We start from the raw sequence: 24,066 nt of genomic DNA on the forward strand, positions 1-24,066 counted from the left end.
CTTCTGAAGTGACAAGCACTAAATACAAAAAAAATTTCGTTCGCTCACTTTTCAAACTCAACGCTTATTTATCCCGCGCATCGTCCGTTAAACGCGCAATTTCACGGGCAAAACTGGCGACCTGGGCCCAGTCGGTATAAACCACTTCTTTACGCGTATCCGTTTCCCCGCCCGTCATTTTCATGATCAGGCGGATCATAAAGCGGTCATACCAGCGGTAACGCGGGTAACGCAGCGCGCCAGCAAAGACAGAACAGATATCGGGCTGCCATGGCGAACTTAGCAAAAACTTGCGCGTATAGCTGTTGGTCTGCGGCGTACGCTTCTCCGCTTTACGGGCAACCAGGTTGACCGAGTAAAACGCGCCAAGCAGTTGAGCGAGCTCCGCCGTATGCTTTTTCACAAAGCGATCCAGCGCCGGATGGAAATGGCCGTAACGAATTGAAGCGCCAATGACCACGCGGTCGTAATCCTGCCAGGCAATCTGCTCTGTGCGATTCAGGTTCACCACATCAGAATAAATGCCCAGCTCTTTGAGTTCAGAAGCCAGATATGAAGCAATCTCACGCGTTTGCCCGTCACGCGTTGAGAAAAGAATTAACGTTTTCACCAATGTCTCCTTACTCACGCCAGAATGTTGGGGTAAACAGCACCAGCAGCGTAAAGACCTCAAGACGCCCAAACAGCATATTGGCGATTAAGATCCACTTCGCCACCGGGTTCATACTGGCGAAGTTATCCGCCACGACGCCCAGCCCCGGCCCCAGGTTGTTTAACGTTGCCACCACAGAGGCGAAGGCAGAGAAATCATCCACGCCCGTGGCGATAATCGCCAGCATACTGACAATAAAGACCAGTGCATAAGCGGAAAAGAATCCCCACACCGCTTCGAGGATGCGCTCCGGCAGCGCGCGGTTCCCCAGCTTAATACTGTAAACCGCATTCGGGTGGACCAGACGTTTCAGCTCACGGTTCCCCTGCTTGAACAGCAGCAGGATGCGGATCACCTTCAGACCGCCGCCCGTTGACCCGGCGCAACCGCCGATAAACGCAGAGCACAACAGCAGCACCGGCAGGAACAATGGCCAACGCGCAATACTGTCCGTGGTGAAACCAGCGGTTGTCGCCATCGATACCACCTGGAAGAAGGCCTGGTTCAGGGTCGTGACCGCCGAGTTATAAACATCGTGGAACCACAGTACCAGGGTACAGATAACCACCAGGGTCAGCTGGACGCCAATAAACATCCGGAACTCCGGGTCGCGCCAGTACACCTTCAGGCTCCGTCCGCTAAGCAACGAGAAGTGTAGACCGTAGTTACAGCCTGAGATCAGCAAAAAGATGGCAATGATGGTATTGATTGTCGGGCTGTCGAAGTAGCCGACGCTGGCGTCGTGGGTGGAGAACCCGCCGATAGCAATAGTCGCAAAGCTGTGTCCGATGGCATCAAACGCAGGCATCCCGGCAAACCACAGCGCCAGCGCGCAGGCCACCGTCAGCAGGACATAGATAAGCCACAGGGTTTTCGCCGTCTCCGCAATACGTGGGCGCATCTTGTTATCTTTCAGCGGGCCGGGCATCTCTGCCCGGTAGAGCTGCATCCCCCCGACGCCCAGAATGGGCAGGATAGCCACCGCCAGGACGATGATCCCCATACCGCCGAACCACTGGAGCATCTGCCGGTAAAAGAGAATCGCATGCGGGAGCGAATCCAGCCCCACCAGCGTGGTAGCCCCGGTGGTCGTTAATCCAGAGAACGATTCAAAAAACGCATCCGTGACGGTGAGATTCGGTTGTTCGGAGAAGATAAACGGCAGCGCACCCACGCTTCCCAGTACCGTCCAGAACAGGACCACAATCAGAAACCCCTCCCGGGATTTCAGTTCACCTTTCTCACGGCGGTTTGGCCACCACAGCAGGGAGCCAATCGTCAGCGCGACAAAAAAGGTTTGCGTAAATGCACGCCCCGCGCCGTCCCGGTAGATGAGCGCCACCAGTCCGGGAATGATCATTGTCCCGGAGAAAAGTATGACCAGCAATCCAACGATTCGGGTAATGGCACGAAAATGCATCTCTGCCGCTTCCTTAGGTATTCAAAATTGTGAGGTGGGGATTATTCTTCAATCGGCAGTAATTGCAATGAACCGCGACTAAAATCAGCGAGTTTTGCTGAAAAAGCAGCCAGTTCCGCCTGAGGAAGCGCCACGCGTAATTGCACCATTGCCTGATAATCACTGTGTGCGATGACACCGTTAAACTGTTTAAGCAGTGCTTCGATACCCGATAGCTGGGCGTAATCGCATAACAAAGTATATTCCGTAAGTGGCGTTTTGCGGGTTGTTATCAGCAGATTAAGCGCCTGCTGGACACCACCTCCGTAGGCTTTAACCAGCCCTCCGGTGCCTAACAAAATGCCCCCGTAGTAGCGGACAACAACGGCGGTGATTTCACCCACGCCGCTGCCCATCAACTGGGATAGCATCGGTTTTCCGGCCGTACCCGCCGGTTCACCGTCGTCAGAAAACCCGAGCTGCTGTGAGTCGTCTGGCGGCCCTGCGACCCACGCCACACAGTGATGGCGGGCATCGGGGTGCTGCGCGCGGACGGACTCGACGAACGCCTTCGCCGCTTCCACGCCGTCGGTATGCGCCAGCAGCGTGATAAAGCGGCTTTTCTTGATTTCCTCAACAAAGGTGACCGGCTCGGCCGGTATCAGCCAGCTTTCCATCAGGCCAGCTTCAGATCTCGCGTCATGTTCTCAATGCTGTTCTCGTGAATAACCACGTTATCCTCGATACGAATGCCGCCATACGGCTTCAGCGCTTCAATTTTCTCCCAGTTGAAGTGCTTGCTGAATTGCCCTTCGCGCCACGGTGCCAACAGGGATTCAATAAAGTAGATGCCCGGCTCGATGGTCAATACCATACGCGGCGCCAGAACGCGGGTGCAGCGCAGATAAGGATATTTAGACGGTGCCGCCAGGTGCGTACCGGTATCATCCTGCATAAAGCCCGCGACGTCATGAACCTGCAACCCCAGCGGGTGGCCGATACCATGCGGCATAAATGGCCCGGTCAGATCGTTCTCAACCATCGCCTCTTCGCTCATGTCTTTGACAATCTGATGCTTACGCAGCAGTTTAGCGATGCGCTGATGGAACTGGATGTGATAATCCACGTAGCTGGTTCCGGCCTTCATGGTGCCAATTAGCGCCAGCTGTTCGTCGTTCACGTCTTTGATCAATTGCGCAAAATCGGTATCCGCATTCGCCGCCCAGGTACGGGTCAGGTCTGCCGCATAACCATTGTACTCAGCCCCCGCGTCCAGCAGGAAGCTGCGCATCTCAGCCGGAACCTGATGATCCAGTTTGGTGTAGTGCAGAACCGAGGCATGTTCATTCAGCGCCACGATGTTGCTGTACGGCACGTCGGTATCGCGGTGGCCGGTCGCCGTCAGGTAGGCCTGATTAATATCGAACTCGCTCATACCGGACTGGAACGCTTCGTGCGCCGCACGGTGGCCATTCACCGCCGTTTTTTGCGCTTCACGCATGCAGTAAAGTTCGTAGTCGGTCTTGTAGGCGCGATAGTAGTGCAGATAATCCAGCACGCCTTTCGGGTTGAGTTTATCTGCCGGAATATCCAGACCCAGCGCACGCTCAGGAACCGGACCAATGTAGCCGATGTTGCCGCGCGCCGCTGGCAGCTGGCTGCCAATACCGTCTGCTTTTGGCAGCGCAATCACGTCAATTTCTTCGGTCCAGAATGAGGTCGGCAGCGGCTCCACGTTGTGCCAGTAATCGACCGGCAGGTAGAACCACAGTTTCGGCTTGTTCACGCCATCCACCAGCAGCCAGCAATTTGGAACCTGCGTGACAGGCACCCAGGCTTTAAACTGCGGGTTAACCTTGAAGGGATAAGCATGGTCATCAAGAAAAGTATTCATCAGCTCGCCGGAGTGGATCAGCAGGGCATCCAGCTTGAAGCGGGCCAGTACATCGCGGGTACGTTCCTGTAGGGTAACGATATGATTTTTATAAAGCGAAGCCAGTGAGTCCATCATTCTTCCTTTCGTTTTTTTGACCTCAAGTCATCGCATCTTAGCACACCTCACTCCGGCTGCGTGATTTCCACCGACCGTGATCAGCGCAGCAATTTCTTAATGACTAATTTGCATTTTATTAACATAAATTCCACACTCCGTTTCATCTGGTATGACCAGATCCAATTGCTGGATTCAGGAGACCGACATGCTCTACAAAGGCGACACCCTGTACGTAGACTGGCTGGAAGATGGCATTGCCGAACTGGTGTTCGATGCCCCCGGCTCAGTGAACAAGCTTGATACCGCGACGGTGGCCAGTCTTGGCCAGGCGCTGGATGTACTTGAAAAGCAATCAGATTTGAAAGGGCTGCTGCTGCGCTCCAACAAAGCGGCCTTTATCGTTGGCGCGGATATCACCGAATTCCTGTCGCTGTTCCTGGTGCCCGAAGAACAGCTGAGCCAGTGGCTGCACTTTGCCAACAGCGTTTTTAATCGTCTGGAAGATCTGCCTGTCCCGACCCTTTCCGCCGTTAACGGCTACGCGCTGGGTGGTGGCTGCGAGTGCGTGCTGGCGACCGACTACCGTCTGGCGACGCCGGACCTGCGCATCGGCCTGCCGGAAACCAAGCTGGGCATCATGCCGGGCTTTGGCGGTTCCGTGCGTATGCCGCGCATGCTGGGTGCCGACAGCGCGCTGGAGATCATTGCCGCGGGTAAAGATGTCGGCGCAGAACAGGCGCAGAAAATCGGCCTGGTGGACGGCGTGGTTAAGCCTGAAAAACTGATTGAGGGTGCTATCGCCATCCTCCGTCAGGCGATTAACGGCGATCTCGACTGGAAAGCCAAACGTCAGCCAAAGCTGGAGCCATTAAAGCTCAGCAAAATTGAAGCCACCATGAGCTTCACCATCGCCAAAGGCATGGTGATGCAGACGGCGGGTAAACACTACCCGGCGCCGATCACGGCGGTGAAAACCATTGAAGCGGCAGCCCGTCTGGGCCGTGATGACGCTCTGAAGCTTGAAAACCAGAGCTTTGTCCCGCTGGCGCACACCAACGAAGCCCGCGCGCTGGTTGGTATCTTCCTTAACGATCAGTTCGTGAAAGGCAAAGCCAAACAACTCACCAAAAACGTTGAAACGCCAAAACACGCGGCGGTACTCGGCGCGGGCATTATGGGGGGCGGCATCGCCTATCAGTCTGCCTGGAAAGGCGTGCCGGTGGTGATGAAGGACATCAACGAGAAATCCCTGACGCTGGGCATGACCGAAGCGGCCAAGCTGCTGAATAAACAGCTTGAGCGCGGCAAAATTGATGGTCTGAAGCTTGCAGGCGTGATCTCCACCATCCAGCCAGTGCTGGAATACAGCGGTTTCGACCGTGTGGACGTGGTGGTTGAAGCGGTCGTCGAGAACCCGAAAGTGAAAAAAGCGGTGCTGGCCGAAACCGAAGACAAGGTGCGTCCGGAAACCGTGCTGGCCTCTAACACCTCCACCATTCCTATCAGCGAACTGGCGAGCGTGCTGAAGCGTCCGGAAAACTTCTGCGGGATGCACTTCTTTAACCCGGTGCACCGCATGCCGCTGGTCGAAGTGATCCGAGGGGAAAAAACCTCCGACGAAACCATCGCCAAAGTGGTGGCGTGGGCGAGCAAGATGGGCAAAACGCCGATCGTGGTTAACGACTGCCCGGGCTTCTTCGTTAACCGCGTGCTGTTCCCGTACTTCGCCGGTTTCAGCCAGCTGCTGCGCGACGGCGCAGACTTCCGCAAAATCGACAAAGTGATGGAAAAACAGTTCGGCTGGCCGATGGGCCCGGCGTATCTGCTGGACGTTGTCGGCATCGACACTGCCCATCACGCGCAGGCGGTGATGGCGGCGGGCTTCCCGCAGCGCATGCAGAAAGATTATCGCGACGCCATTGATGCCCTGTTCGACGCCAACCGCTTCGGGCAGAAAAACGGTCTGGGCTTCTGGCGCTATAAAGAAGACAGCAAAGGCAAACCGAAGAAAGAAGAAGATCCGGCGGTGGATGGCCTGCTGGCCAACGTCAGTCAGCCAAAACGCGACTTCACCGACGATGAGATCATCGCACGGATGATGATCCCAATGGTCAACGAAGTGGTGCGCTGCCTCGAAGAAGGCATTATCGCCAGCCCGGCAGAAGCGGATATGGCGCTGGTGTACGGCCTCGGCTTCCCTCCGTTCCACGGAGGCGCGTTCCGCTGGCTGGATACGCTCGGCAGCGCCCGCTATCTCGATATGGCTCAGCAGTACCAGCACCTCGGCCCGCTTTATGAGGTGCCGGAAGGGCTGCGTAACAAAGCGCGCCATAACGAACCCTACTACCCAGCAGTTGAGCCAGCCCGTCCGGTTGGCGAACTGAAAACGGCTTAAGGAGTCACAATGGAAAAGGTTGTCATTGTTGATGCGATTCGCACCCCGATGGGCCGTTCAAAAGGCGGTGCGTTCCGTAACGTGCGCGCGGAAGACCTCTCCGCGCACCTGATGCGTAGCCTGCTGGCGCGTAACCCGGCGCTGGACCCAGCAGCGCTGGACGATATCTACTGGGGCTGCGTCCAGCAGACGCTGGAGCAGGGCTTCAACATTGCCCGTAACGCGTCCCTGCTGGCGGAGATCCCGCATTCGGTTCCGGCCGTCACCGTCAACCGTCTTTGCGGTTCGTCGATGCAGGCGCTGCACGACGCGGCACGGATGATCATGACCGGCGATGCGCAGGCCTGTCTGGTGGGCGGCGTGGAGCACATGGGCCACGTGCCAATGAGCCACGGGGTCGATTTCCATCCAGGCATGAGCCGCAACGTGGCGAAAGCCGCCGGTATGATGGGCCTGACCGCCGAGATGCTCTCCCGTCTGCACGGCATCTGCCGTGAGATGCAGGATGCGTTTGCCGCACGCTCGCATGCCCGCGCCTGGGCCGCCACGCAGTCTGGTGCCTTTAAGAATGAGATCATCCCAACCGGCGGTCACGACGCAGACGGCGTACTGAAGCAGTTCAGCTACGACGAAGTTATCCGCCCGGAAACCACGGTCGAAGCGCTTTCTACCCTGCGTCCGGCGTTTGATCCGGTCACCGGCACGGTAACGGCGGGCACCTCGTCCGCCCTGTCCGACGGCGCCGCCGCGATGCTGGTGATGAGCGAAAGCCGCGCCCGCGAATTAGGCCTGACGCCACGCGCCCGCGTGCGTTCGATGGCGGTCGTGGGCTGCGATCCTTCCATCATGGGTTACGGTCCGGTTCCGGCGTCAAAACTGGCGCTGAAAAAAGCGGGGCTGAGCGCAAGTGATATCGACCTCTTTGAGATGAACGAAGCGTTCGCCGCGCAGATCCTGCCGTGCATTAAAGATCTGGGACTGATGGATCAGATCGACGAGAAGATTAACCTCAACGGCGGCGCGATCGCCCTCGGTCACCCGCTGGGCTGCTCCGGGGCGCGTATCAGTACCACGCTGATTAACCTGATGGAACGCAAAGATGCCCAGTTTGGTCTGGCAACGATGTGTATCGGGTTAGGTCAGGGGATCGCGACGGTGTTTGAGAGGGTGTAAATAAGGAAAAGTATCTCAAAGTAACGTAGGCCCGATAAGCATCGCGCCATCGGGCTTTTGCCGGGAGGCGCTACGCTTTCCCGGCCTACGAAGAGAAAAAGTTTAGTTGCCGTTCTTCCCGCCTGTCAGGGGCGGGTTTTTTACGTTATTGCAGCAGCGAAATGTCCGCCACGCGCAGGAACAACTCACGCAGTTTCTCAAGCATCGAGAGACGGTTAATCCGCAGCTCTTTATCTTCCACGTTCACCATCACCTTCTCGAAGAAGGCGTCGATGACGTCACGCAGCTCCGCCAGCTCCACCAGCGCTTCCTGGTAGCGACCTTCCGCGAAGTACGGCTCCAGCTTGTCGCGCAGCACCGCAACCTGCATCGCCAGAGAAATCTCTTCCGGCTCTTTCAGGGTTGCAGCGTTGACGCGCTCGTTCAGAGTCTCGTCGGATTTCGCGAGGATGTTGGATACGCGCTTGTTGGCCGCGGCCAGCGCAGACGCCGCTTCCAGCGTACGGAAGTGGGATACCGCTTTCATACGCGCATCGAAATCTGCCGGACGGGTCGGACGACGCGCCAGCACCGCCTGAATGGTATCAACGGAGTAACCTTCGTCCTGATACCACGCGCGGAAACGACCGAGCATAAAGTCGATAACATCATCCACAACCTTCGCGTTGGTCAGCTTATCGCCGTACAGACGTACCGCTTCTTCGGTCAGCGTTTGCAGATCGAGGTTGAGGTTCTTCTCTACGATGATTCGCAGCACGCCCAGCGCAGCACGACGCAGCGCAAACGGGTCTTTATCGCCTTTCGGATGCTGACCGATACCGAAGATACCCGCCAGGGTGTCCATCTTATCGGCAATCGCCACAGCGCAGGCAACCGGGTTAGACGGCAGATCGTCACCGGCAAAGCGCGGCTGATACTGCTCGTTCAGCGCTACCGCCACGTCTTCCGCTTCGCCATCGTGACGCGCGTAGTGCATGCCCATCACGCCCTGGGTGTCGGTAAATTCGAACACCATGTTGGTCATCAGGTCGCACTTGGAGAGCAGGCCTGCGCGGGTAGCGTGGTTAACGTCGGCGCCAATTTCACGGGCAATCCAGCCGGACAGCTCCGCGATACGGTCGGTCTTGTCGCGTAGCGTACCCAGCTGCTGCTGGAACAGTACGGTTTGCAGACGCGGCAGGTTGTCTTCCAGTCGTTTTTTACGGTCGGTATTGAAGAAGAACTCGGCATCCGCCAGACGCGGACGCACCACTTTCTCGTTACCGGAGATAATCTGGCTCGGATCTTTCGATTCGATGTTCGCCACGAAGATGAAGTTTGGCAGCAGCTTGCCGTCGTTGGCGTAAACCGGGAAGTACTTCTGGTCACCCTTCATGGTGTAAACCAGCGCTTCTGCCGGAACGGCCAGGAATTTCTCTTCGAATTTCGCGGTCAGTACAACTGGCCATTCGACCAGCGAGGTCACCTCTTCCAGCAGGCTGTCGCTCAGATCAGCATTACCGCCAATTTTGCGCGCCGCGTCTTCTGCGTCCGCTTTGATTTTGGCTTTACGCTGTTCGTAGTCAGCAATGACCTTGCCGCGCTCCAGCAGGATCTGCGGGTACTGGTCAGCATTGTCGATAGTGAACTCCGACTCGCCCATAAAGCGATGGCCGCGGATCACGCGATCGGACGCCACGCCCAGAATGGTCGCCGGGATAACGGTATCGCCCAGCAGCAGGGTCACGGTGTGAACCGGACGCACAAAGTGTACGTCGGACGCGCCCCAGCGCATCAGCTTAGGAATCGGCAATTTTGCCAGCGAGGTCGCGATCATGTCAGGCAGCAGCGCTTCGGCGCTTTCGCCTTTCACATGGGCACGGTACAGCAGCCATTCACCTTTGTCGGTGGTCAGACGCTCAGCCTGATCAACGGTGATGCCGCAGCCGCGCGCCCAGCCTTCTGCCGCTTTGCTCGGCTTGCCTTCCGCGTCGAACGCCTGAGCAATGGCCGGGCCACGTTTTTCAACTTCGCGATCCGGCTGGGACGCCGCCAGGTTTGCCACTTTCAGCGCCAGACGACGCGGCGCAGCAAACCACTCAATTTTACCGTGCGCCAGGCCAGCGTTATCCAGCTCAGCAGTGACGTTCGCAGCGAAAGATTCAGCCAGGCTGCGCAGGGCTTTTGGTGGCAGCTCTTCAGTGCCGATTTCCACCAGGAAAGTTTTCTCAGACATGGCCGCCTCTTATTTGTTTCGGTTGCACATCGGGAAGCCAAGGGCTTCACGGGACGCGTAGTAAGCTTCTGCAACGGCTTTGGTCAGGGTACGAATACGCAGAATGTAGCGCTGACGTTCAGTCACGGAGATCGCTTTGCGGGCATCCAGCAGGTTGAAGCTGTGGGCAGCCTTCAGAATACGCTCGTAGGCAGGCAGCGGCAGCGGAGTCTCCAGCGCCAGCAGCTGCTGGGCTTCTTTCTCGTACTGCTCGAAGCAGGTGAACAGGAAGTCCACGTCCGCGTATTCGAAGTTATAGGTGGATTGCTCCACTTCGTTCTGATGGAACACGTCGCCGTAGGTGGTTTTACCCAGCGGGCCGTCGCTCCAGACCAGGTCGTAAACGCTGTCTACGCCCTGAATGTACATGGCCAGACGTTCCAGACCATAGGTGATTTCGCCGGTAATCGGTTTACATTCCAGACCGCCAACCTGCTGGAAGTAAGTGAACTGGGTCACTTCCATGCCGTTCAGCCACACTTCCCAACCCAGACCCCAGGCACCCAGCGTTGGGTTTTCCCAGTTATCTTCCACGAAACGAATGTCGTGAATGGTTGGATCCATACCCAGCTCTTTCAGTGACCCGAGGTACAGTTCCTGAATGTTGTCGGGTGATGGCTTAATCACCACCTGGAACTGATAGTAGTGCTGCAAACGGTTCGGGTTTTCGCCGTAACGGCCATCGGTCGGACGACGGGATGGCTGCACATAGGCGGTCGCCATTGGCTCTGGCCCTAACGCGCGCAGGCTGGTCATCGGGTGTGAGGTGCCTGCGCCAACTTCCATGTCCAAAGGTTGAACAATGGTGCAGCCCTGACGAGCCCAGTAATCCTGTAAGGTCAGGATCAGGCCCTGGAAGGTCTTGGTATCAAACTTTTGCATAGTATTTCGTGCTGGATACGTGTGGTTTTAAATGGAAGGGATCAGTATACCCGCTGGCTGCAAGATATACAGTACGAAACGGGGTTGTTTAGGGAAAATTGGGGAATAAGCCCTACAGCCAGAACCTGCGAAGGCTCTGGTTGCTGCTTATACGAGCAATTTAACGCATTGAGAGATGTAAAAACTGGCCGTCTGCATCAAAAGAGCAGACAAAGCCCTCTTTACGCGCCGTATAGCCTTTCAGTTCATAGCTGCCCTGAAAGCGCTCGAAGCCGTTTATATGAATTTTCTGTGCTTCGGAATTATAGCGGTGAGCCGCCTGATCCCTGCACAGCTGTTCCATATTCAGGGAACGCTCCGGGCTCATTTTCCCCTGCTGCGCTTTTTGGACAGGTATCTCCTCAGAAGCACTGCATCCTGTTAATAAGAGCAGCAGAAAGAGTGACACCCCACGCTTCATCATCATTTTTATTACCGCCCTGGTCAGTGGCTGTTATTTTTAGTAGCAACACGTTTATAGATTAAAGTCCGTCATTCTGCGAATCTCGCCAGCTCCCTACAAGTTAGCCTGGCTAAACTCAGAATTTTCCAAGGGAAAAGTTTTACACAATCGCAGTCACACTTTTTTTATCAGGAATACAGAGGAACTGATGCAGTCAAAAATTAACTGGATTGATAACCTGCGGGGAATAGCCTGTCTGATGGTGGTGATGATCCACACAACGACCTGGTATGTCACGAACGCGCACAGTATCAGCCCTGTTAACTGGGATGTCGCCAATATTCTGAACTCGGCCTCCCGCGTGAGCGTCCCGCTGTTCTTTATGATTTCCGGTTTTCTCTTTTTTGGCGAGCGTAGCGCGCAGCCAAGACATTTCATCCGTATTGTCTCCTGTCTGCTGTTTTACAGCGCCATTTCGCTGCTCTATATCATCCTGTTCACTTCAATTAACGCTGAACGTTCCCTGCTCAATTTGTTGCAAAAACCGGTGTTCTATCATCTGTGGTTTTTCTTCGCGATAATCGTTATCTATCTGGTGTCACCGTTAATTCAGGTAAAAAACGTCAGCGGTAAAATGCTGCTGGCCTTGATGGTAATAATCGGGATCGTGGCCAACCCGAATACCGTTTCACAGAAAATTGATGGCTTTGAATGGCTGCCCGTTAACCTCTATATCACCGGGGATACATTTTATTACGTGCTGTACGGCATGCTGGGGCGCGCCATTGGCATGATGGAGACGCAAAAGCGAGGAATAAACTGGCTATGCGCAGCCGCGTTTCTCGTCGGTGTGTTTATTATCTCTCGCGGGACGCTGCATGAGCTGCAATGGCGCGGCAACTTTGCCGATACCTGGTATCTCTACTGCGGGCCGATGGTCTTTATCTGCGCGATCTCTCTGCTGACGCTGGTTAAAAACACCCTGAATGCCCGCCCGCTTCCGGTGCTGGGGTTTATCTCTCGCCACTCGCTGGGCATTTACGGTTTTCACGCGCTGGTGATCCACGCCCTGCGCACCCGCGGCGTTGAGCTTAAAAGCTGGCCGGTGCTGGATATTGTCTGGATATTTACCGTTACGCTGGTTGTCAGCCTGCTGCTGTCAATGTTGCTGCAAAGAATCGATACGCGCAGGTTTGTAAGCTAACCCGGTTGAAGGCTGGTAGGCCGGGTAAGCGTTATCGCCACCCGGCTCCTGTTTATGACATTAGCGGCAAAAGCTGCTGATAGATTTTGCGGAACACGTCTCGTCTTTCAGCATAGCGAGCATGATTTTTCGCATCAGGACGATGCTGTCGTTCAAGCGGCAGCTGGGGCAAAAGCTGGTGCAGTGGTTTATCCGGGTTCAGCGCAATTTGCGCCAGCCGTGCCGCACCGAGCGCCGGGCCGACATCGCCTCCCGTACGATAGTCCAGCTGCAACCCGCTGATATCGGAAAGCATTTGCCGCCAGTAGCTGCTTCGTGCACCGCCGCCAATTAACGTAATGCTGGATGGCGTCAGTCCACAGTCATGCACGACATCCATTCCGTCCGCCAGAGCATAGCCAACGCCTTCAAGCACCGCGCGCGCAAGCTCTGCCGGGCCGTGCTGATGGGTAAGACCGAAGAACACCCCTTTCGCTTCCGGGTTGTTATGCGGCGTCCGCTCGCCGGAAAGGTACGGTAAAAACCAAACCGCACCGGCATTATCATCTGCCTGCTGTGCCGCTGTGATAAGCGCCGGGACGTCCGCCATTCCGGTTAGCTTTGCCGCCCAGTCGAGGCAGGAAGCCGCGCTCAGCATCACCGACATCAAATGCCATTTACCCGGCAACGCGTGGCAGAAGCTGTGTACGGCGCTTCCAGGGTTGCTACGATACCCGTCACTGACGGCAAAATAGACGCCGGAGGTACCGAGTGAGAGCATGGCCTGCCCTGCCTCGACCATCCCCACGCCGACCGCACCCGCCGCATTATCGCCGCCGCCGGCGACGACAGGTACGGCTGGCATGTTCCAGCGTTCAGCAACAGAAGGCTGTAAAGCCCCCGTGATTTCACTGCCTTCAAACAGCGCAGGCATATGGTCGCGCGTCAGCTGGCAGGCATCCAGCATCGCCTCGCTCCAGTCCCGTTTCGCCACGTCGAGCCACATCGTGCCCGCGGCGTCAGACATGTCGCTGGCAAAATCCCCTGTCATGCGAAAACGCAGGTAGTCTTTCGGCAACAGAACCTTCGCCACCTGACGGAAAATCTCAGGCTCATGGCGCTGCACCCACAGGAGTTTTGGCGCGGTAAAACCGGGCATCATCAGGTTGCCCGTAATTTCGCGGGACGCAGGCACACGCTCCTCAAGGATCGCGCACTCTTCCGCACAGCGGCCATCGTTCCAGAGAATAGCCGGGCGCAGAACGCGATGCTGACTATCCAGCAACGTTGCGCCATGCATTTGCCCGGCAATGCCCAGTGCCTTCACGTCGCGCAGGCTGTGCTGCTCGCCTAAGGCTTTCATCGCACGGTCCGTCGCCTGCCACCACTGCTCCGGATCTTGTTCCGACCAAAGCGGATACGGACGTGAAACCTGCAACTTTTCAGTGTGCGTGGCTAATACATCGCCCTGCTCGCTTAACAGGATGGCTTTCACCCCCGACGTGCCAAGATCGATCCCGATATACATGTGGTGGCTCCTTTGACGAAAATGCCCGGTGGCGCTGCGCTTACCGGGCCTGGATGCTGTTATTTATCGAACAGGTAGTGATTGACCAGGTTTTCCAGCAGCTCCTGATGGCCGCTCTGATGCTGCGGCGCAAGCTGATGCTGTTCAGCGTACTTCGCGATCTCCGCAAGCGATAACTGACCTTTCAAAATTTGCTGGCCCAGCTCACTGTTCCAGCCGCTGTAGCGCTTCGCCACGCGCTTATCCAGCTCACCGTCTTCAATCATACGGGCCGCTACTTTCAGCGCCAGCGCCATGGTGTCCATCGCGCCAATATGCCCGTAGAACAGATCGTATTTGTCGGTGCTCTGGCGACGCACTTTGGCGTCGAAGTTCAGGCCGCCGGTGGTGAAACCGCCCGCTTTGATGATCTCGTACATCACCAGCGCATTCTCTTCCACGCTGTTCGGGAACTGGTCGGTATCCCAGCCCAGCTGTGGATCACCACGGTTAGCATCGACAGAGCCGAAGATGCCCAGCGCAATCGCAGAGGCAATTTCGTGATGGAACGAGTGGCCCGCCAGGGTAGCGTGGTTAGCCTCAATATTCACTTTGATCTCTTTTTCCAGACCAAACTGCTTCAGGAAGCCATACACGGTGGCGACATCATAATCATACTGATGCTTGGTTGGCTCCTGTGGTTTTGGCTCAATCAGCAGCGTGCCGCGGAAACCGATTTTGTGTTTGTGGTCCACAACCATCTGCATAAAGCGACCAATCTGCTCACGCTCCTGACGCAGGTCGGTATTCAGCAGCGTTTCATAGCCTTCACGACCGCCCCAGAGTACATAGTTCTCACCGCCCAGCTGATGCGTGGCGTTCATCGCGGTCACGACCTGGGTTGCCGCCCAGCTGAAGACTTCCGGGTCCGGGTTGGTTGCCGCACCCGCGCCATAGCGAGGATTGGTAAAGCAGTTAGCCGTACCCCAGAGCAGCTTCACGCCGCTTTGCTGCTGTTTTTCAGCCAGTACGTCGACCATCTGCGCGAAATTGTTCAGATACTCTTTCAGCGATGCCCCTTCCGGCGACACGTCCACATCGTGGAAACAGTAGTACGGCACGTTCAGCTTATGGAAGAACTCGAACGCGACGTCGGCTTTACGCTTCGCCAGCTCAATGGCCTCGCCCGGCTGTTGCCATGGACGGTCAAAAGAGCCCACGCCGAACATATCGGCACCGTTCCAGCAGAAGGTGTGCCAGTAGCAGGCGGCAAAGCGCAAGTGATCTTCCATGCGCTTACCCAGCACCAGCTCATCCGGGTTGTAGTGACGAAATGCTAAAGGATTGGTCGTTTTCGTGCCTTCGAAACGAACGCGATCGAGTTGGTCGAAATAAGCTTGCATATTGAGCTCCATAATCAGGGTATGCGGCGTGGTCTTGCTTCTGGAGTAATAGTGAATAGACATTGGAGGTTGCTCAATTACGTTATTTCACACTGCTATTGAGATAATGCGCAATTGTGCGCTGGCTCGCAAAATAATGCGCAGACAAACTATTTTTCGGCGCGCATTCCAGAATCAAATGTAATTAATAGGTTACGCTTTTTAAAATCCGATCGCGGTCATAAATTCAGAAATAAACCAAATATCGTAATGAGAAGATAAAAATCTGTAATTGCCAGCAGGCCTTTCCACGTTAAAAATTTGCTGCGTCTCAGCAGTGAACGTTTCTTTTATCTCAGCTACACATACCCCTACAAAAAGGCCTAATAATTATGAAGATAAAGAACCTGACCCTAACGCTCTGCACTACTCTCCTGCTTGCAAGCTTTGCCGGACATGCCAAAGAGGTCAAAATCGGCATGGCGATTGATGACTTACGCCTGGAGCGCTGGCAAAAAGATCGCGATATCTTTGTTAAAAAAGCGGAATCTCTCGGCGCGGAGGTGTTCGTTCAGTCCGCTAACGGCAACGAAGAGACGCAAATGTCGCAAATCGAGAATATGATCAACCGTGGCGTCGATGTGCTGGTCATTATCCCGTATAACGGCCAGGTATTAAGCAACGTGGTGAAAGAAGCGAAACAGGAAGGGATAAAAGTCCTGGCTTATGACCGCATGATTAATAATGCCGATATTGATTATTATATTTCGTTCGACAATGAAAAGGTGGGCGAATTACAGGCTAAAAGCCTGGTCGCAAAAGTGCCTCAGGGGAATTATTTCCTGATGGGCGGCTCGCCCGTGGATAACAACGCCAAACTGTTCCGCCAGGGACAAATGAAAGTGCTGAAGCCATATATCGACGAGGGCAAAATTAAAGTCGTCGGCGACCAGTGGGCTGACGGTTGGTTACCGGAAAACGCGCTGAAAATTATGGAAAACGCGTTGACCGCAAATAACAACAAAATCGATGCGGTGGTGGCCTCTAACGATGCCACTGCGGGTGGCGCCATTCAGGCGCTGAGCGCGCAGGGTCTGGCCGGGAAAGTCGCTATTTCCGGCCAGGACGCCGACCTTGCGGGTGTAAAACGCATCATCGCGGGTACCCAGACCATGACGGTGTATAAGCCCATTACCGAGCTTGCCAATACGGCCGCCGAAATTGCCGTTGAACTGGGCAATGGCCAGCAACCTAAAGCAGACGCGACGTTAAATAACGGCCTGAAAGACGTACCTGCTCGCCTGCTTACCCCTATCGAAGTCAACAAAGAGAATATTGACGCCACCGTGGTGAAAGACGGTTTCCATAAGAAGAGTGAACTGTAATCCAGCGCAGCCCCTGCCCGGCAGGGGCGCATTGACCTGCCCTGTTCATCTGTTGGGCTATGCGGAGCAGTTATGTCTTATTTACTTGAAATGAAAAGCATCACCAAAGCCTTCGGAGCGGTGAAAGCAGTCGATAACGTAAGCCTGCGGCTGAATCCCGGCGAAGTGATGTCGCTGTGCGGCGAAAATGGCTCGGGAAAATCCACGCTGATGAAAGTGTTGTGCGGGATCTACCCGCACGGCAGCTACGAGGGCGAAATCGTTTTTGCCGGTGAAGTGCTCCAGGCCACGCACATTCGCGATACCGAACGTAAAGGCATCGCTATCATTCACCAGGAGCTGGCGCTGGTGAAGCACCTTACCGTGCTGGAAAATATCTTTCTCGGTGCCGAACTCTCACGCCACGGCGTACTGGATTACGACACCATGACGCTGCGCTGCGAAAAACTGCTGGCTCAGGTGAGCCTGGCTATCTCACCGGATACGCGCGTGGGCGACTTAGGTTTAGGCCAGCAGCAGCTGGTCGAGATCGCCAAGGCGCTGAACAAACAGGTGCGCCTGCTGATCCTCGACGAACCAACCGCCTCACTCACCCAACAGGAAACCGCCGTACTGCTCAATATCATCCGCGATCTGCAAAACCACGGTATCGCCTGCATCTATATTTCGCACAAGCTCAATGAGGTGAAAGCCATTTCCGACACCATCTGCGTCATCCGCGACGGGCAGCACATCGGCACGCGTGAAGCAGAAGGCATGAGCGAGGATGACATCATCACCATGATGGTGGGTCGCGAACTCACCGCGCTGTATCCCAACGAACCGCACACCATCGGCGAAGAGCTCCTGCGCGTGGAAAACCTGACGGCGTGGCATCCCGTTAACCGCCATATCAAGCGCGTGGATAACCTCTCCTTCTCGCTGCACCGCGGCGAAATTCTCGGCATTGCGGGTTTAGTGGGTGCGGGAAGAACCGAGGCCGTGCAGTGTCTCTTTGGGGTCTGGCCGGGGCGCTGGGAAGGCAAAATTTATATCGACGGTCAGCCGGTAAAAATCGACAACTGCCAGCAGGCTATTGCTAAGGGCATTGCCATGGTGCCAGAAGACCGCAAAAAAGACGGCATCGTGCCGGTAATGGCGGTGGGAAAAAATATCACGCTGGCGGCGCTCAGCCAGTTTTCCGGCGCGCTGAGCTGCCTGGATGATGCCGCAGAACAGCAGTGTATTCTCCAGTCGCTTGCCCGGCTTAAGGTGAAAACCTCCTCGCCGGAGCTGGCGATAGGACGCCTGAGCGGCGGCAACCAGCAGAAAGCGATTCTGGCGCGCTGCCTGCTGCTTAATCCGCGCATTTTAATTCTGGACGAACCCACCCGCGGGATCGATATCGGCGCGAAGTATGAAATCTACAAGCTGATCAACCAGCTTGTACAGCAAGGGATTGCCGTCATTGTTATCTCGTCCGAATTGCCTGAAGTGCTGGGGCTGAGCGACCGCGTGCTGATCATGCATGAAGGGAAACTCAAAGCCAACCTGAACAACCAGAACCTGACGCAAGAGCAGGTGATGGAAGCTGCCTTAAGGAGCGAACGCCATGTCGAAAAGCAACCCGTCTGATATCAAAGTCGCTGTTCCGACGCCCGGTGCGTTCGCAGGACTTAAATCGCTGAATCTGCAAGTTTTTGTAATGATTGCCGCCATTATCGTGATCATGTTGTTCTTTACCTGGATGACCGATGGCTCCTATTTAAGCGCACGTAACGTCTCTAACCTGCTGCGTCAGACCGCCATCACCGGGATCCTGGCGGTGGGGATGGTCTTTGTGATTATCTCAGCGGAAATTGACCTGTCGGTAGGGTCGATGATGGGTCTGCTCGGCGGCGTGGCGGCAATTTTTGACGTCTGGCTCGGCTGGCCGCTGCCGCTGACGATTGCGGTCACGCTGGTGCTGGGTCTGCTTCTAGGGGCGTGGAATGGCTGGTGGGTGGCCTACCGTAAAGTCCCGTCGTTTATCGTCACCTTAGCGGGGATGCTGGCCTTCCGCGGCATTCTGATTGGGATCACCAACGGCACCACCGTCTCCCCGACCAGCGCCTCGATGTCCCAGATTGGCCAAAGCTACCTCTCTGATGGCGTCGGTTTTACGATCGGCGTGGTTGGGCTGATGGCGTTTGTCGCGTGGCAATGGCGAGGACGCATGCGTCGCCAGGCGCTGGGGCTGACCTCGCCTGCCTCAACCTCGGTTGTCGGCCGTCAGGCGCTTACTGCGGTGATTGTGCTGGGGGCCATCTGGCTGTTAAACGATTATCGCGGCGTCCCAACGCCCGTTCTGCTGCTGGCGCTGTTGCTGTTAGGTGGGATGTTTATGGCCACACGTACCGCATTCGGTCGCCGTATTTATGCCATCGGCGGCAATCTGGAAGCCGCGCGTTTATCTGGTATCAACGTAGAACGCACCAAACTCGCCGTCTTTGCCATCAACGGCCTGATGGTGGCCATCGCGGGGCTGATCCTCAGTTCGCGACTGGGGGCGGGCTCCCCGTCTGCGGGTAACATTGCCGAGCTGGACGCCATCGCCGCCTGCGTGATTGGCGGGACCAGCCTCGCCGGGGGCATTGGCAGCGTGGCGGGGGCGGTGATGGGCGCATTTATTATGGCTTCGCTGGATAACGGGATGAGTATGATGGACGTGCCGACGTTTTGGCAGTATATCGTCAAGGGTGCCATTCTTTTGCTGGCAGTCTGGATGGACTCTGCCACCAAGCGGCGCGCCTGATAACACTATCGTGACTAATTTGGGAAATGAGCCATGTTTGAAAAGCGTCACCGCATTACGTTGTTATTCAATGCCAACAAAGCCTATGACCGGCAGGTGGTTGAAGGGGTTGGCGAATATTTGCAGGCGTCGCAATCCGAATGGGATATTTTCATCGAAGAAGATTTTCGTACCCGTCTGGAGAACATCAAAGACTGGCTGGGAGATGGGGTCATCGCTGACTTTGACGACCCCGTGATTGAACAGTTGCTGAGTGGCGTCGACGTGCCTATCGTGGGCGTTGGCGGCTCTTACCATACACCGGAACATTACCCCCCCGTTCACTATATCGCCACGGATAACCATGCTCTGGTCGAGACCGCCTTCCTCCATTTAAAGGAGAAAGGCGTACATCGTTTTGCGTTTTACGGATTGCCCGCCACCAGCGGAAAGCGCTGGGCGATGGAGCGTGAATATGCCTTCTGCCAGCTGGTTGCCCAGGAGAAGTATCGCGGCGTCGTTTATCAGGGGCTGGAAACCGCGCCAGAAAACTGGCAGCACGCACAAAATCGCCTGGCTGACTGGCTGCAAACTCTGCCGCCCCAGACAGGGATTATCGCCGTGACGGACGCCCGCGCCCGCCACGTATTACAGGTGTGCGAACATTTGCATATTCCGGTGCCTGAAAAGCTGTGCGTGATTGGTATTGATAACGAAGAGCTTACGCGCTATCTGTCGCGCGTGGCGCTCTCATCCGTGGCTCAGGGTACCCGTCAGATGGGCTATCAGGCCGCAAAGCTGCTGCACAGACTGTTAGACAACGAATCCCTGCCGCTCCAGCGTCTGCTGGTTCCGCCCGTTCGCGTGGTCGAGCGTCGCTCAACTGACTACCGCTCCTTAAACGATCCGGCCGTGATTCAGGCGATGCACTACATTCGCAATCATGCCTGCAAAGGGATTAAGGTCGATCAGGTGCTCGATTCGGTCGGCATTTCACGTTCGAATCTGGAGAAGCGGTTCAAAGAGGAAGTCGGTGAGACGATTCACGCCGTGATCCATGCGGAAAAGCTGGAGAAAGCGCGCAGTCTGCTGATCTCCACCTCGCTGTCGATCAACGAGATTTCACAGATGTGCGGCTATCCGTCGCTTCAGTATTTCTATTCGGTGTTCAGAAAAGAGTATGACACCACGCCGAAGGAGTACCGGGAACGGTACAGTGAAGTCCTGCTCTAGAAAAAAGAACGCCTTCCAGTGGAAGGCGTTTTTCATTACATATGTGCGGCAATCAGACGCTGGTTATCCTGGTACATGGAGAACAGGTAATTGTTATAACGCTGTCCCTGAGTGGAATAACCTTTCAGCTTGTGGATCATCGCCGTAGCCGTTACTTCCTGATCCGCCTTACGCAGCTGAGCGCGTGACTTACGGAACGAGGAGTAGGCCGGGTGGGTGTTCAGGTTCACCACATAGGCATTCACGGAATCTTTCACCGATTCAAACTGTGAATAGCCCTTCACCTTGCCGGGTGCATTAGTACAACGACCTTTTGCGCATTTCATGCCAAACAGATTGTTGTTGTTGCGTGCCAGCTTCGAGGTGCCCCAACCGCTTTCGGCGGCGGCCATTGTCGCGACCATACTGCCTGGAATAATGTCCACACGCTCTAACAGAGTATTCCACGGCACACGACGCGTGTTCCCGCTCCACTTCACTTTATAGCGTTTGGCGATGTCTTTCAGGCGAGTGCGCTCAGACGGCGACCAGCGGCTATCGTACTGTTTGGAGATCAGCCAGTTACGATCCGCAGTAATCGCGGCATTTTGACTTTTAATGTAAGGCATTACCGTCCGGAGAAACGCTTTTTTCCTTGGTGTCCCGGAAGGGTATTTTCGCAAATCAGGAAGTGAACTACTCTTTGCACTATTGCGAGAATACTCTTGTTTACTGCTAACCTTACTGCTTGTCGTCTTTATTACGTGGGCTTTCTTACTCGTTGTATCCGCGTGCGTCTTTGCAAGCACCTCACCTGAAAATGCCATGGTGAGTAACATGAGTATCGCGGCCCCATATCGTCGAATGGGAGTCGATATCATTAGGTCTCCTGGTCGGATATAAACATTCCAACACCTTATTTTCTTCAAAAATTTGAGAGCGGAATCTCAAATCATACCAAAAATAGTCCTCAAGAGCACGTATACAAATAGTCCAATTCCGAAACTATGTCATCCGGAACATGCTCATTAAATCACCAGCACTAGAAAAATGTGCGCGATATCGCAGATAACTGCCTAATTTTGCGCGGGATCACTCATCCCTTCGCGTCCTCCTGGCAGAAAGCCTCAGAGGAGGAGTTTTTCCCCTGAGCCGAGTGGCACACTGGTCAAAAATGCCGCGACAGGAAAATGGAATGAAACGCACTGCATTAGCTGTTCTGATGTTACCCGCATTCGCGCATGCCGACTGGTCATCGCCGGGATTTAACGCGTTTAGCGCTGAAGGTACCGGCGTCTTTACCAGCCAGGCAACGCTTGCGAAGGGTACCCGCCCGCTGACGTTGAGTCTTGATAACGCGTGCTGGCAGCCGACAGGTGCCATTAAACTCAACGAGATGCTGTCGCTCAAACCCTGCGAAGGGACCCCACCGCAGTGGCGGTTATTCCGTGACGGCGTTTATCAGATGCGTATTGATACGCGCTCGGGAACGCCGACGCTGATGTTGACGGTACAAAGTGCGGCGCCACAGCCTGTCGCAAACGTTACCCGCCAGTGCCCGAAGTGGGACGGCAAACCGCTCACGATCGATGTCGTTAACACCTTTCCGGAAGGCACGGTGGTGCGTGATTTTTACAGCAAACAGACCGCGACCGTTCAAAACGGCAAAGTAATTCTTCAGCCAGCCGCCAACAGCAATGGCCTGCTGCTGCTTGAGCGCGCCGAGACGGACAAACCCGCGCCATTCAGCTGGCAAAACGCCACCGTCTATTTCGTGCTGACCGATCGCTTCGTAAATGGCGACCCCACCAACGACAACAGCTATGGCCGCCATAAAGACGGTATGCAGGAGATTGGTACTTTCCACGGCGGCGATCTGAAAGGGCTTACCAGCAAACTGGATTACCTTCAGCAACTGGGCGTGAATGCGCTCTGGATAAGCTCACCGCTGGAGCAAATCCACGGCTGGGTTGGCGGCGGCACCAAAGGGGATTTCCCCCACTACGCCTATCACGGCTATTACACTCAGGACTGGACGAAACTCGACGCCAACATGGGCAGCGAAGATGATTTACGCCAGCTTGTCGACGACGCGCACAGGCGCGGTATCCGCGTCCTGTTTGACATTGTCATGAACCACGCGGGTTATGCGACGCTTGCAGATATGCAAGAGTATCAGTTTGGCGCGCTCTATTTGCAGGGCGATGAGCTGAAAAAAACCCTCGGCGAGCGCTGGTCTGACTGGAAGCCAGGCGCGGGTCAAAGCTGGCACAGCTTCAACGATTACATCAACTTCAGTGACAAAGCCGCATGGGAAAAATGGTGGGGTAAAAAATGGATCCGTACCGATATCGGTGATTACGACAACCCGGGCTTTGACGATCTGACCATGTCGCTGGCCTTCCTGCCTGATCTGAAAACGGAATCTAAGATCCCGTCAGGTTTGCCGAACTTTTATCAACACAAGCCCGATACCAACGCGAAAGTGATGACGAATTTCACGCCGCGAGATTACCTGACTCACTGGCTCAGCCAGTGGGTACGTGACTACGGCATCGACGGCTTCCGGGTCGATACCGCTAAGCACGTTGAGCCTGAAGCCTGGCAGCAACTGAAAAACCAGGCCAGCCAGGCGCTGGCCGCGTGGAAAGCCGCCAACCCGGACAAAAAACTCGACAATGCGCCATTCTGGATGACCGGTGAATCCTGGGGCCACGGCGTGATGCAGAGCGATTATTACCGCCACGGTTTCGATGCGATGATCAACTTTGACTATCAGGAGCAGGCGGCGAAAGCGGTGGACTGTCTGGCCGATATGGATTTGACCTGGCAGCAAATGGCAGAAAAGCTGCAAAGTTTTAATGTGCTGAGCTATCTCTCCTCCCATGATACTCGTCTGTTCCGTGAAGGGGGCCAGCGCGCCGCTGAGTTACTGCTGCTGGCACCGGGAAGCGTCCAGATCTATTACGGCGATGAATCAGAGCGTCCATTCGGCCCGACGGGCTCCGATCCGCTACAGGGAACCCGTTCGGATATGAACTGGCAGGACGTCACGGGTAAACAGGCGTTAACTGTCGCCCACTGGCAGCTTCTGGGGCAGTTCCGCGCCCGTCATCCGGCGGTGGGTGAAGGCAAGCAAACAACGCTGTCGATGAAAGAAGGCTACGGCTTTGTGCGCGAGCACAAGGGCGATAAGGTGATGGTGGTGTGGGCGGGTAATCAATAGACCCCCTCACCCTAACCCTCTCCCCAGGGGCTGAGGGATCCCCAGTAATTTGAAAGCAAAAGCTATAACGTTGCCTCAGAATAACTGAGGGCTTTCAGCGATGCCTCGGTCCGGCTGTAAATCGCTGAGGCGTTTCCTGTAGGCCGGGGCGAGGCGCAGGGATGCGCCGAGAGGGCGGGCTTTACAGGGATGTTACCTCCGCCCGTCCCCGATAAGCCGGAAGGAATAA

At 55.6% G+C, this 24,066-nt stretch carries 18 protein-coding genes; 8 read left to right on the forward strand and 10 right to left on the reverse strand.

Annotated elements, in window-relative coordinates:
* Positions 1 to 64 precede the first annotated feature (64 nt).
* From hemG to pepQ, 4 genes are read right to left on the reverse strand one after another with little or no spacing between them, the layout of a single operon-like run.
* Positions 65 to 610 carry a menaquinone-dependent protoporphyrinogen IX dehydrogenase gene (gene hemG, locus IMQ56_RS09300; RefSeq protein ID WP_196063922.1) on the reverse strand — a complete coding sequence of 182 codons (546 nt, stop codon included), beginning with the start codon at positions 608 to 610 and terminating at the stop codon, positions 65 to 67.
* A 10-nt stretch (positions 611 to 620) separates the two neighbouring features.
* Positions 621 to 2,072, reverse strand: coding sequence for a Trk system potassium transporter TrkH (gene trkH / locus IMQ56_RS09305; RefSeq protein ID WP_006808591.1), 1,452 nt, complete (start codon positions 2,070 to 2,072; stop codon positions 621 to 623).
* Positions 2,073 to 2,113: 41 nt separating this feature from the next.
* Entirely contained in the window at positions 2,114 to 2,728 is a 615-nt protein-coding gene (locus IMQ56_RS09310) for an IMPACT family protein (RefSeq protein ID WP_015572737.1), read from the reverse strand.
* Positions 2,728 to 4,059: a Xaa-Pro dipeptidase gene (gene pepQ, locus IMQ56_RS09315; RefSeq protein ID WP_017382602.1), complete on the reverse strand. Its 1,332-nt coding sequence runs from the start codon at positions 4,057 to 4,059 to the stop codon at positions 2,728 to 2,730. The genes IMQ56_RS09310 and pepQ overlap by 1 nt, the downstream gene beginning before the upstream one ends.
* 190 nt (positions 4,060 to 4,249) lie before the next feature.
* On the opposite strand from pepQ, the gene fadB reads away from it, so the two are divergent.
* Complete coding sequence (gene fadB, locus IMQ56_RS09320; RefSeq protein WP_048219343.1) at positions 4,250 to 6,439, forward strand: fatty acid oxidation complex subunit alpha FadB; 2,190 nt, start codon at positions 4,250 to 4,252, stop codon at positions 6,437 to 6,439.
* Positions 6,440 to 6,448: 9 nt separating this feature from the next.
* Positions 6,449 to 7,612 carry an acetyl-CoA C-acyltransferase FadA gene (gene fadA / locus IMQ56_RS09325; RefSeq protein WP_048219340.1) on the forward strand — a complete coding sequence of 388 codons (1,164 nt, stop codon included), beginning with the start codon at positions 6,449 to 6,451 and terminating at the stop codon, positions 7,610 to 7,612.
* 145 nt (positions 7,613 to 7,757) lie between these two features.
* Here fadA and glyS read toward each other — a convergent pair whose 3' ends face one another.
* From glyS to IMQ56_RS09340, 3 genes are all read right to left on the reverse strand, one after another.
* On the reverse strand, positions 7,758 to 9,827 hold the full coding sequence (gene glyS / locus IMQ56_RS09330) for a glycine--tRNA ligase subunit beta (protein WP_196063923.1): 2,070 nt from the start codon (positions 9,825 to 9,827) through the stop codon (positions 7,758 to 7,760).
* A gap of 9 nt (positions 9,828 to 9,836) precedes the next feature.
* Positions 9,837 to 10,748, reverse strand: coding sequence for a glycine--tRNA ligase subunit alpha (gene glyQ / locus IMQ56_RS09335; RefSeq protein ID WP_003860141.1), 912 nt, complete (start codon positions 10,746 to 10,748; stop codon positions 9,837 to 9,839).
* 160 nt (positions 10,749 to 10,908) lie between these two features.
* Complete coding sequence (locus IMQ56_RS09340; RefSeq protein ID WP_017693801.1) at positions 10,909 to 11,214, reverse strand: YsaB family lipoprotein; 306 nt, start codon at positions 11,212 to 11,214, stop codon at positions 10,909 to 10,911.
* Positions 11,215 to 11,398: 184 nt separating this feature from the next.
* On the opposite strand from IMQ56_RS09340, the gene IMQ56_RS09345 reads away from it, so the two are divergent.
* A complete protein-coding gene (locus IMQ56_RS09345; RefSeq protein WP_023304607.1) occupies positions 11,399 to 12,394 on the forward strand; it encodes an acyltransferase in 996 nt (331 codons plus the stop codon).
* 52 nt (positions 12,395 to 12,446) lie between these two features.
* On the opposite strand, the gene xylB is transcribed toward IMQ56_RS09345, so the two are convergent.
* Together xylB and xylA are read right to left on the reverse strand one after the other, a co-directional pair.
* A complete protein-coding gene (gene xylB / locus IMQ56_RS09350; protein ID WP_015572743.1) occupies positions 12,447 to 13,901 on the reverse strand; it encodes a xylulokinase in 1,455 nt (484 codons plus the stop codon).
* A 59-nt stretch (positions 13,902 to 13,960) separates the two neighbouring features.
* Complete coding sequence (gene xylA, locus IMQ56_RS09355) at positions 13,961 to 15,283, reverse strand: xylose isomerase (RefSeq protein WP_026080557.1); 1,323 nt, start codon at positions 15,281 to 15,283, stop codon at positions 13,961 to 13,963.
* 371 nt (positions 15,284 to 15,654) lie between these two features.
* Between xylA and xylF the strand changes: the two genes are divergently transcribed.
* From xylF to xylR, 4 genes are all read left to right on the forward strand, one after another.
* Complete coding sequence (gene xylF / locus IMQ56_RS09360) at positions 15,655 to 16,647, forward strand: D-xylose ABC transporter substrate-binding protein (protein ID WP_006808602.1); 993 nt, start codon at positions 15,655 to 15,657, stop codon at positions 16,645 to 16,647.
* Between the two features lie 72 nt (positions 16,648 to 16,719).
* A complete protein-coding gene (locus IMQ56_RS09365) occupies positions 16,720 to 18,261 on the forward strand; it encodes a xylose ABC transporter ATP-binding protein (RefSeq protein WP_196063924.1) in 1,542 nt (513 codons plus the stop codon).
* The gene (gene xylH, locus IMQ56_RS09370; RefSeq protein WP_017693799.1) at positions 18,239 to 19,420 is read left to right on the forward strand and encodes a xylose ABC transporter permease XylH; all 1,182 of its coding nucleotides are present in this window, start codon (positions 18,239 to 18,241) and stop codon (positions 19,418 to 19,420) included. Before IMQ56_RS09365 ends, xylH begins: the two co-directional genes overlap by 23 nt.
* A gap of 33 nt (positions 19,421 to 19,453) precedes the next feature.
* Complete coding sequence (gene xylR, locus IMQ56_RS09375) at positions 19,454 to 20,632, forward strand: D-xylose utilization transcriptional activator XylR (protein ID WP_003860152.1); 1,179 nt, start codon at positions 19,454 to 19,456, stop codon at positions 20,630 to 20,632.
* A 35-nt stretch (positions 20,633 to 20,667) separates the two neighbouring features.
* Here the strand turns inward: xylR and IMQ56_RS09380 are convergent, their stop codons facing one another.
* Positions 20,668 to 21,492, reverse strand: a complete 825-nt coding sequence (locus tag IMQ56_RS09380) for a protein bax (RefSeq protein WP_023295596.1) — start codon at positions 21,490 to 21,492, stop codon at positions 20,668 to 20,670.
* Between the two features lie 314 nt (positions 21,493 to 21,806).
* On the opposite strand from IMQ56_RS09380, the gene IMQ56_RS09385 reads away from it, so the two are divergent.
* Positions 21,807 to 23,837 (forward strand): alpha-amylase, encoded by a 2,031-nt coding sequence (locus IMQ56_RS09385; RefSeq protein ID WP_045911883.1) that lies wholly within the window; start codon positions 21,807 to 21,809, stop codon positions 23,835 to 23,837.
* Positions 23,838 to 24,066 lie beyond the last annotated feature (229 nt).

Origin of the sequence: Enterobacter sp. Res13-Sevr-PEC09-46 (assembly GCF_015672585.1) — a bacterium.
GTDB classification, from domain to species: domain Bacteria; phylum Pseudomonadota; class Gammaproteobacteria; order Enterobacterales; family Enterobacteriaceae; genus Enterobacter; species Enterobacter hormaechei_C.

What these genes read in the sequence shown, in the direction of transcription:
- trkH (WP_006808591.1), bottom strand. Translation starts at nt 2,072, where the DNA reads ATGCATTTTCGTGCCATTACCCGAATCGTTGGATTGCTGGTCATACTT.
- IMQ56_RS09310 (WP_015572737.1), bottom strand. Translation starts at nt 2,728, where the DNA reads ATGGAAAGCTGGCTGATACCGGCCGAGCCGGTCACCTTTGTTGAGGAA.
- pepQ (WP_017382602.1), bottom strand. Translation starts at nt 4,059, where the DNA reads ATGGACTCACTGGCTTCGCTTTATAAAAATCATATCGTTACCCTACAG.
- fadB (WP_048219343.1), top strand. Translation starts at nt 4,250, where the DNA reads ATGCTCTACAAAGGCGACACCCTGTACGTAGACTGGCTGGAAGATGGC.
- fadA (WP_048219340.1), top strand. Translation starts at nt 6,449, where the DNA reads ATGGAAAAGGTTGTCATTGTTGATGCGATTCGCACCCCGATGGGCCGT.
- glyS (WP_196063923.1), bottom strand. Translation starts at nt 9,827, where the DNA reads ATGTCTGAGAAAACTTTCCTGGTGGAAATCGGCACTGAAGAGCTGCCA.
- glyQ (WP_003860141.1), bottom strand. Translation starts at nt 10,748, where the DNA reads ATGCAAAAGTTTGATACCAAGACCTTCCAGGGCCTGATCCTGACCTTA.
- IMQ56_RS09340 (WP_017693801.1), bottom strand. Translation starts at nt 11,214, where the DNA reads ATGATGATGAAGCGTGGGGTGTCACTCTTTCTGCTGCTCTTATTAACA.
- IMQ56_RS09345 (WP_023304607.1), top strand. Translation starts at nt 11,399, where the DNA reads ATGCAGTCAAAAATTAACTGGATTGATAACCTGCGGGGAATAGCCTGT.
- xylB (WP_015572743.1), bottom strand. Translation starts at nt 13,901, where the DNA reads ATGTATATCGGGATCGATCTTGGCACGTCGGGGGTGAAAGCCATCCTG.
- xylA (WP_026080557.1), bottom strand. Translation starts at nt 15,283, where the DNA reads ATGCAAGCTTATTTCGACCAACTCGATCGCGTTCGTTTCGAAGGCACG.
- xylF (WP_006808602.1), top strand. Translation starts at nt 15,655, where the DNA reads ATGAAGATAAAGAACCTGACCCTAACGCTCTGCACTACTCTCCTGCTT.
- IMQ56_RS09365 (WP_196063924.1), top strand. Translation starts at nt 16,720, where the DNA reads ATGTCTTATTTACTTGAAATGAAAAGCATCACCAAAGCCTTCGGAGCG.
- xylH (WP_017693799.1), top strand. Translation starts at nt 18,239, where the DNA reads ATGTCGAAAAGCAACCCGTCTGATATCAAAGTCGCTGTTCCGACGCCC.
- xylR (WP_003860152.1), top strand. Translation starts at nt 19,454, where the DNA reads ATGTTTGAAAAGCGTCACCGCATTACGTTGTTATTCAATGCCAACAAA.
- IMQ56_RS09380 (WP_023295596.1), bottom strand. Translation starts at nt 21,492, where the DNA reads ATGATATCGACTCCCATTCGACGATATGGGGCCGCGATACTCATGTTA.
- IMQ56_RS09385 (WP_045911883.1), top strand. Translation starts at nt 21,807, where the DNA reads ATGAAACGCACTGCATTAGCTGTTCTGATGTTACCCGCATTCGCGCAT.